The organism is Micromonospora sp. NPDC023869 (assembly GCF_055559695.1).
Genome location: NZ_JBVHKD010000001.1, coordinates 372,734 through 381,385 on the forward strand (window position 1 = coordinate 372,734; position 8,652 = coordinate 381,385).

An 8,652-nucleotide genomic window follows, 5' to 3' on the forward strand; every position below is an offset into this window, starting at 1 on the left:
CGCCGCAGGTCCGCCAACTCGGCCCGCAACCGCTGCTCGGACTGCTGTGCCCAACTACGCTCGTTGAGCACCAGGTTCACCCGCTGGTCCGGACGCAGCCCGGCACCCGCACCCCGACCGTCCAACACCTCCTGCTCGGCGGGCGTCGGGTTCTCCACTCGACGCGGACCAGCAGCGGACGGCCTCGACACTGGTGTCGTCTCCGGCGTACGGTCACCCAGCGCAACCTGAATGTCGTACATCCGCTGGGAGCGCCACACCCACTCCGACACCGGTTCGCCCGGGGTCCGCACCTGCCGCCGCAGGTCCGCCAACTCGGCCCGCAACCGCTGCTCGGACTGCTGTGCCCAACTACGCTCGTTGAGCACCAGGTTCACCCGCTGGTCCGGACGCAACCCGAACCCGGCACCCCCGCCCTGCAGGATCTCGGTCTCCGCAGGAGTCGCGTTCTCCCACGCCCGCGCGCTCCGCTCGGCAGCCGACGTTCCCACAGGCGGCCTCGGCACCGGCACCTCGTCCGGTTGCTCGCCAAGCCTGGACCTGATCTCCGCGATCCGCTGGGACCGCCACACCCACTCCGAGATCGGCTCACCCGGCGTCCGCACCCGGCCCCGCAGATCCGTCAACTCCGCCCGCAGACCCGCCTCGACCTCAGCCGCCTGCCGCGCCCAGTTCCGCTCGTTGAGCACCAGGTTGACGCGCTCATCCGGCCGCAACCCAGCACCCGCACCCCCGCCCCGCAACACCTCCGACTCCGCAGGCGACGCACCCGCCCACGCCCGAGCACTCCGCTGCTCAGCCGTCTCACCCGCAGACGACCTCGGCAACGACCACTCGGAACGCACACCCAACGCCGACTCGAGCTCCGCGATCCGCTGATCCCGCCGCAGCCACTCCGACCCGTCCAGTTCCACCCGCGTGACGGGGGCCGCAGGCGTGTCCATCTCAGGTGCCCGCAGTTCCGGGCGGCCACGCCGGTGCAGCACGACCTGGACTCCACCGTCCCCGTACGGGTTGAGGCCCTGCCTCGCCAACTCCACCTGCCGCCGCAGCTCAGCGATCCGTGCCTCCCCAGCCGCAGCAGCAGCCGGCCCGCCCATCCAGGTCTCGGCGCCCTGCGCGAACGACCGCAGCGCCTCCACCACCAGCACCCGCTGATCCGGCGGCACGCCCGTGCCCAGCCCCGCACCATCGAGAATCCGCTGTTCCGCCTCGGACGGGTTCTGCCCCCACTGCTCCCGTGCCCGCAGGTCCGTCAACTCCGCCCGCAGGCCCGCCTCGACCTCAGCCGCCTGCCGCGCCCAGTTCCGCTCGTTGAGCACCAGGTTGACGCGCTCATCCGGCCGCAACCCAGCACCCGCACCCCCGCCCCGCAACACCTCCGACTCCGCAGGCGACGCACCCGCCCACGCCCGAGCCTGCCGCGCCGCCGGCGACTCACCCGGCCTCGGCGACGGCACGTCCACCGGCTTCGGAGCACTCCCACCCAGTGTCGACTCGATCTCCGCGATCCGCGTTTCCCGCCGCACCCATTCCGAGATCGGCTCACCCGGCGTCCGCACCCGGCCCCGCAGATCCGCCAACTCCGCCCGCAGAACCGCCTCGACCTCAGCGGCCTGCCGCGCCCAGTTGCGCTCGTTCAGCACCAGGTTGACGCGCTGGTCGGGCCGCAGCCCCGCGCCCGCGCCTCCGCCCTGCAACACCGCCAGCTCCGCCGGCGTCGGGTTCTCCACCACCCGTCGTCCCGGCACGGCGCCGGGTCCGACCGACGCGCCGTTGTCGCTGACCGTTCCGTTCTCCGGCCGGATTCCCGGTCCCGGAGTGAGTCCCGGCACGGTCCCGGTTCCCGGCACGGTCGCCGGTTCGGGGCGCGCCGTCGCCGCAGGCGTGGCCTCGGTCTGCGCAGCCAGGGCCGGCGTCGCCGGAGCCGGTTGCTCGGTCGTCGGCGCGGGCCGACCATCTCGGACCGGCGTCGACAGCTCGTGCGTTCCGGTACGCGGCGTCGACGAGCCTGCCGGCGGATCCTTCCGCACGGTGCCGGGCTGCCCCGTCGAGGACTCCAGGCGCTTCGTGCCCGACTCCGGACGCTGCCCGAACGTCTCACCGGGTCGCGGTGCCGCGTCGCCAGCCGGCGGATCCTTGCGCAACTTGCCGGGCTTGACCGGCTCGGGCTCCGGCGAAGACTCCAGCCGCCGAGTACCCGACTCCGGACGCTGCCCGAACGCCTCACCCGGCCGCGCCGCATCACCGACCGGCCGATCCTTGCGCAACTTCCCGAGCCCCGTCTGCGGCTCCGGCGAAGACTCCAACCGCCGAGTACCCGACTCCGGACGCTGCCCAAAGGTCTCACCGGGCCGCGCCGCATCACCGACCGGCCGATCCTTGCGCAACTTGCCAGGCTTGACCGGCTCGGGCTCCGGCGAAGACTCCAACCGCCGAGTACCCGACTCCGGACGCTGCCCGAACGCCTCACCCGGCCGCGACTGCCCCGGCGGCTTGGGGGCGCTGTCGGTCCCGCCGCCCGGCGTACGGGAACTCTCGCCCGCCCGCGTACCCGGGCCCAGGAGGACGTCCTCACCGGGCTTGGGTCCGCCACCGGGCTTGGCCTCTGCGCGCTTGGCCGCGCCCTCCAGCAGGTCCGCCATCTGCCCGTGCAGGCTGTCGCGCGCCGCAACGGGCTGTCCGGTCGGCCGCGGGCCCGGCGTGGCGGCCGGGCCGGACCGGGATCCGAAGACCTCGCCCGGCTGCGACCCGGCCGGTGTCCGGGTGTCGGTGGTCGTGATGCGGTCCGGGACACGCTTCGCACCGCTCGGCGGTGCCCCCTCGGTGCCGGCGGGCGAGCGTTGGCCGCCCTGCCCGGCGGGTGCCTGGGTCTCGCCCACGACACCCCGGGACGTGTCACCGACATCCCGGGCGCTTCGGGTGGCCCAGGCCGGGTTGTCCACCGTCGGCTCGATGTACCGGTCCGGGGTCACCGTCTCGGTACGGCTGCCGGTGCGCGGATCCCGCATCCCCATCGTGCCCTGCGATCCACCGGTACGCGACGAGCCGCCGCCCTCCGCCCCGGCCGAGCGACCCGGTTGCGGGCTGCCGGTGTCGGTCCTCGGCGTCGGGGTGTCGGTCGACCGGGGTGGCGTCGCGACGTCCCCGGTTCTGGCCGGTCCCGTCCCACTGCCATCCGGGCCCCGCTGTCCCGGCACCGGGCTGCCGTCGGCGTCCGGCCGGGTCGGTCGGCCGCCGAGCTGCTGCCCCTCGCCGTACCCCTTCCAGCTTCCGCCGGAGGCCGGCGCGTCCGGGGTGGTGCCCCTGCCCCCCGGTGCGATCCCGCCGCCGGTGTTACCGCCCGGCCCCGGCGACTTGATGACGACGGAGGGCGGCTGTGGGGCCGGCGCGTCACCGCCCCGGCGGAACATGCCCCCGAAGTTCTCCAGCGAATTGATCAGGCGATCGGTCGTCCCGCCGCCGAGCCGGTGGCCGGGGCCGGGCATGTCCGCCCCCGGAGTCGGCCGGGAGGTGACACCGAGTGGCGCGGGCTCCGGTGGATTGAGCTGCCAGCCGGGGCGGCTCTTGATGTCGACCATCTGCCCCCGGCCCCGGTCCAGTGCGGAGACGGCGGACTTGCTGGGGGTGTGCTCCTGCCAGGAGTAGAAGCTGCCCTCCGGCGCACGCCCGCCGGAGTCCGGCAGGACGCGGTTGTCCCGGTCGGGCATCCGCATCCAGCGGTCCGACGGCTGCTGGTTGCCGGCACCGGGTCGGCCCTGCACCGCCTCGTCCGGCAGGCGGACCCACTTCTCCCCGTTGATCTCCCGGACCTGGGCGGGACGCTCGGTGACCCGGCCATCTCCGGTCGGTCTCGACGAGACACCGAACTGGTCGTCCCGGACCGCCTTGCCGTCGCCCAGGCGACGCCCAGCACCAGGGTCGGGTGGATCCACCGGATCGGTCCGGGACGGTCGGCCGAGCCCTCCCGGGCTGTGCGGCTCGCCGCTGGATCCGCCGAGCCGCACGCCCGGCGGTTGGTCCGGCCCACGTTGCAACAACAGGAACTCGGTGCCGAACTTGTCCTTCCGGATGTGCCAGTCCCACTCGCCGGTGTACTGGTCGCGCCCGGACGTCCGGGGAGGCGGTGCCTCGGCGGGTGGCGGGACCGGGGCTTTCGCCTCCAGGTCGAGTCGCGGACCGCCGGGCCCCTTCGGCCCCACCACGGGTACGGGCGTCTGGTCCGGATAGGGCGCCCGAGCGTCGATGCCGTCGGGCCCGGTGTGTCGCGGACCACCGGGCATGGGCTTCGTCGGCACCGGGATCTGCTTGAGCGGAGTCTCGACCCCCGGCTGACCACTGAACTGCCGACCCGCGCCACCCTGCGCGTCGCCGCCGACGGGCCGCCGTGGGGTCAGGGCGGTGATGTGATCGTCCAGGCGCTGCACGACGAGGGCGTTGCCGCCAGTAGGCTGCCCGCCGGGGCTGTCGGCGAGGATCCGTTCGCGCAGCGCGCGCATCTCGGTGAGCGTGCCCGGCCGGCTGGACTGCGACACCCCGGGTTGCCCCTTGGTGCCGCCGCCCCCCTCGGCGATGAGGTCGCGGATCCGCGCGTCGAGGTTGGCCTGCACCGGGTTGGTCTTGCCCGGCTCCGGCGCACCCTTCGAGGACGCGCCCACCGGGGCGGTGTCCGTGGCCGACTTGCCCTGTCCGACGACCGGCGGCTGGTCACCGTTGGTGCCGCCGGGACGGGAGCCGGGCGGCGTGACATCGCCCGGGATCTGCTCAGGTGTGTCCGGCCGGGTCGCCGCGTGCGAGGTGGGCCGGGGTGACGTGACCGGGGTGTCCGGCCGGACGGCCGGCGGCTCGCCGGAGACGGGTGCCCGGTCCAGCGGTGGTCGCGTGGTGACCGGGGTCCTGACGTCCGCCGGAAGGTCGTTCGCCGCGAGGTTGCCGCGAGGTCCGGGTTGCCCGGCGGGTGGTACCGGTGTGGACGGCTCGGGGGTGGCTGGTCTCGGGGTGGGCGTGGGGACGTCGACCACCTGGTGAACCGGGCGTGCGGGCGGCGGAACCGACACGGTGGGGTCGGGAGTACTACCGGCAGGTCTGCCGCCCGGCAACGGAACGTCCGCCACCGAGCCGACGCCGCCCGGCCGGACCACGGGCGGGTCGACGGTCACGCCCTGGCCGGGCGGCGGCGTGCCGGACCGGGCCGGTGTGGGCGCGTTCGGGGACACGTCCCGGGCGGGGCCGTTGCCGGGTACGTCCCGCGCTCCGCCCGGGGTCGCGGGTAGTTCGGGGCTGGCGGCAGGCGGCCGTCCTCCGCCGGGAGTGGCGGGCAGGTCAGGGCTGGCGGCGGGCGGCCGTCCTCCGGGCATCGGCTCGGGCGTCAGCTGCGACGGCGGCCGAGGATCGGCGGCGACGGCGCGCGGAGGCGGCGCGGGCGCGTCCACTCCGGCCATCGCCGGTCCACCCGGCGTCCGCGTACCGACGGGTGGCGCACCCGCGTCGGCCTTCGGCGGTGGGGTGGTGCGGGCGGGCGGTGGCAGGCTGCTGACGGCGTTGCCGTTGCCGACCGCCGGTGGCCGGGTGTCGGGCTGCGGCAGCCCGGTCCGGGGTTGCGGTTGGGCTGGTGGTGGCGTGTTCACCGGGCCGTCGAGGCGGGCCGGTGGCGGTGTGGTCCGCGCCGGTGCGCCGCCGAGCGCCGAGGGTGGGGGTTGGTCGACCGTGGTGGGTCGGGTGGTCCGCGTCGGCGCGGCACCACCGGCGTTTCCCCGCCCGCCGACCGGGCGGACCGGTGGCGGCGTCGAACTGGCACTGACCGGGCCCGGCGTCGGGGGCCGGCCACCGACGGCACTATACGGGGGTGGTGCGCCGAGCGGAGGGCCGTCCGGCGAGCCGACGCCCGGTATGTCGCCGCGACCGGTCCGTACGTCCGGGGTGGGGGTGTCGCTGGGCCGCCCACCGGTGTTCGTGCCGTCCAGGCCCTTGACCGTCGGCACGTCGGTCGATTTCGGCCCACCGCCGCCGACCTTGCCGAGTCCCCGGGTGGAGATTCCGAACAGTCCGCCCAGACCGGCGGCGGCACCGACGCTGATCCAGCTCTCGTTGGTGATCTCGAACTTGCCGTCGACGTGCGAGGCGATCGCCTGGGCGAAGACCTCGGCGGCAAGCTGGGTGGACCCGAACACCGCCGCGCCGAGACCGAACTGGAACGACATGTTGATGATTGCCCGCAGCGCCGTGGCGAGACCGGCGACCGCCCGCGCCATCGCCGCGACGAGCGCGGCAAGCGCCGGGCCGATCGCGAAACCGACGATGAAACCAAAGAGCAGTCCGAAGATGACGCTCAGGATCGTGACGAGGGACTGTTTCCGGATCTCTTCGAGCTTCTTGCGGATCTCGTCCGCCATCTTGCGCAACCGCCGGGCCCAGCGGCGGCACAACTCGGCGGTGTTGCGGAGGTTCTTCTCGAGATTGGGCAGCGTGCGGGTGGCCGCCGCCCGCCCGCTGCCCTGCCAGTTGCCGACCTGATTCAGTGCCCTCGACGGCACGAGGACCAACCGATCGAGGTCCTCGGCCTTGGCCTCCCACTGCGCGGCGAGCGCATCGAGTTTGTCAGGATCCGGATGGGTGTCGCTCGCCATCCGTCACTCTCTATCCGGCGGCGGTGGCTTGTTCGCGTCCGGATTGTTGGGGTAGAGGGTGTGCACCGGCGACTCAGTGGTGTTGTACGCATCCCCGAGATCGACGGGCGGAGGGGTGCCGCCGTCGCCTTCGCCGTCATCCTCCGGCGGCAGGTCCTCGGCGGGGATGGCGGCGGTGAACTCGTCGAACATCTTGATGACCGTCTTCTCGGCCTCGCCGTAGTTCGACGCCGCGCTCGCCGCGATCCCACACACCTGAGAAATCAGCCCGTGGGTTTCCTGTTCCTGCGATCCGAACAGATCCCACTGCAATTTCTGCAACCGATAATTGAACTGTTGGACCTCCTCGGCGGTCTCGCCGGCCCAACTGAGTTCGAGGTTCTTCCACGTGGTACCGATTCGCTCCCACGAGTCGACGACATCGCCCATGAGCTTGACGACTCGCTCCGACCCGATCGTCCACATGCCCTGCGGGTCGACATTGATGCTCTGGCCGTCGTCGTAGTGTGCGGGCGCACCGCTCCCCATGCTCAGCCCCCCGCCCGCGCACCAATCGGTTCCGTGCCGGAGACGCTAGCATCGGCCCAGCTCAACCGGACCATCTCAATGTTGGTGACGGTGGGCGTCCCCCGAAGAGGGACATCCCTCTGCGGGGACCCGCGTGGTACATGTCTAAGATGGCCGACCCTGAGCTGGACACCTACGTACAGGCGTCGATTAAACACGTACCCGAACTGCACATGGAAGAGCGCACGGCGCGATCGGTCACCGGCGACAACCTGTTCAACCCGCCAAAGGACGCGGGCGACGAAACGAAGGAACTCGTCGAGCCGACCGTCCGAGCGTTCGGGGTCACGCCCGCCGACCTTCGCGGGGCGCAGAACTACATGCTGAATGAACTCAACACCCAGGTCGACGAGTTCGAGTCGTTCAAGGCGGACGTGCTCAGCAAGGGTGGCTGGATCTTCTACGCCGAGAACGAGGGCGGCGTACAGAACGACCGCGTGATCAGAAGCCACGACGGTGGTAGCCACATCTCGCGACACACGGTGAAGGGCGAGGACCTACCGCCGGTCGAGGACCCCAATCCGGATCAGACGCAGATGCTCGTGGACACCCAGCTCTCGCTGCTCAAGGCGGTCGGCGGTTCGATCCAGGCGGTGGCGCAGTACGTCGTCCGGGTCAACAACGCCGCCCAGTTCTATGCCGAGGCCGACAAGCAGTCGTTCGGCGAGACGGTGCCGACCGCACCCGAGTCTCTCCCCCGGGTCGGCGGCCCCGAGGAATCCGCCTGATGACCGGGCCGGAGCTGACGCCGACCAAGGGGCACACGTTCGAGCGGCAGAGCGACGGCTCGGTGGTGACGTACGACGCCAATGGTCAGCCGGTCCAGCAGGTGATGCCCGACGGCCGGGTCTACAGCTCCTTCGACGACGCGGGTCGCGCCCGGTACGTGGAGATCCCGCCGTCGGACGGTCAGGCGGCGACGTACGCGCACATCGGCTACCAGGACAACCTGACGATCTTCCGGTACGCCGACAAGTCGGTGCTCACCTTCGACAGTCACAGTCAGGATCTGGTCAGCCAGCGGCTACCCGACGGCACCCTCTACACCGACTTCAATGCCAAGGACCAGCCCCAGTACGTCGAGATCCCGGCCCGCAGCGGCCAACCGGCGACCAGCGCCGAGATCAGTTACCAGGACGGCAACACCGTCTACACCTACGCCGACGACACCGTCATCACGTACAACGCCGACGGCAAGATGCTCAAAGAGCAACGCCCCGACGGCACGACGTACAGCGACTTCGACGCCGACAACCGTCCCGGCCACATCGACGTCCCCGCCACCGAGGGCCGACCCGCCACCAGCGCCGAGATCAGCTATCAGGACGGCAACACCGTCTACACCTACGCCGACGACAGCGTCGTCACGTACAACGCGCAGAACAAGATCGTCAGCGAACAACGCCCGGACGGCACCACCTACAGCGACTTCGACGCCGACAACCGCCCCGGCCACATC

The 8,652-nt window shown here is 72.2% G+C and carries 3 protein-coding genes and 2 pseudogenes; 2 read left to right on the forward strand and 3 right to left on the reverse strand.

Going from position 1 to position 8,652, the window contains the following annotated elements:
• The 3 genes and pseudogenes from ACZ31C_RS01365 to ACZ31C_RS01375 all read right to left on the reverse strand — a co-directional run.
• A pseudogene (locus ACZ31C_RS01365) lies at positions 1-5,627 on the reverse strand (hypothetical protein); the annotation flags it as partial.
• 669 nt (positions 5,628-6,296) lie between these two features.
• A pseudogene (locus ACZ31C_RS01370) lies at positions 6,297-6,626 on the reverse strand (WXG100-like domain-containing protein); the annotation flags it as partial.
• Positions 6,627-6,629: 3 nt separating this feature from the next.
• Entirely contained in the window at positions 6,630-7,154 is a 525-nt protein-coding gene (locus tag ACZ31C_RS01375; RefSeq protein ID WP_465793715.1) for a hypothetical protein, read from the reverse strand.
• A 149-nt stretch (positions 7,155-7,303) separates the two neighbouring features.
• On the opposite strand from ACZ31C_RS01375, the gene ACZ31C_RS01380 reads away from it, so the two are divergent.
• Together ACZ31C_RS01380 and ACZ31C_RS01385 are read left to right on the forward strand one after the other, a co-directional pair.
• Positions 7,304-7,921 carry a hypothetical protein gene (locus tag ACZ31C_RS01380; protein WP_465793716.1) on the forward strand — a complete coding sequence of 206 codons (618 nt, stop codon included), beginning with the start codon at positions 7,304-7,306 and terminating at the stop codon, positions 7,919-7,921.
• The coding region (locus ACZ31C_RS01385; protein WP_465793717.1) for a hypothetical protein at positions 7,921-8,652 on the forward strand (732 nt) is incomplete at its 3' end. The genes ACZ31C_RS01380 and ACZ31C_RS01385, both read left to right, overlap by 1 nt.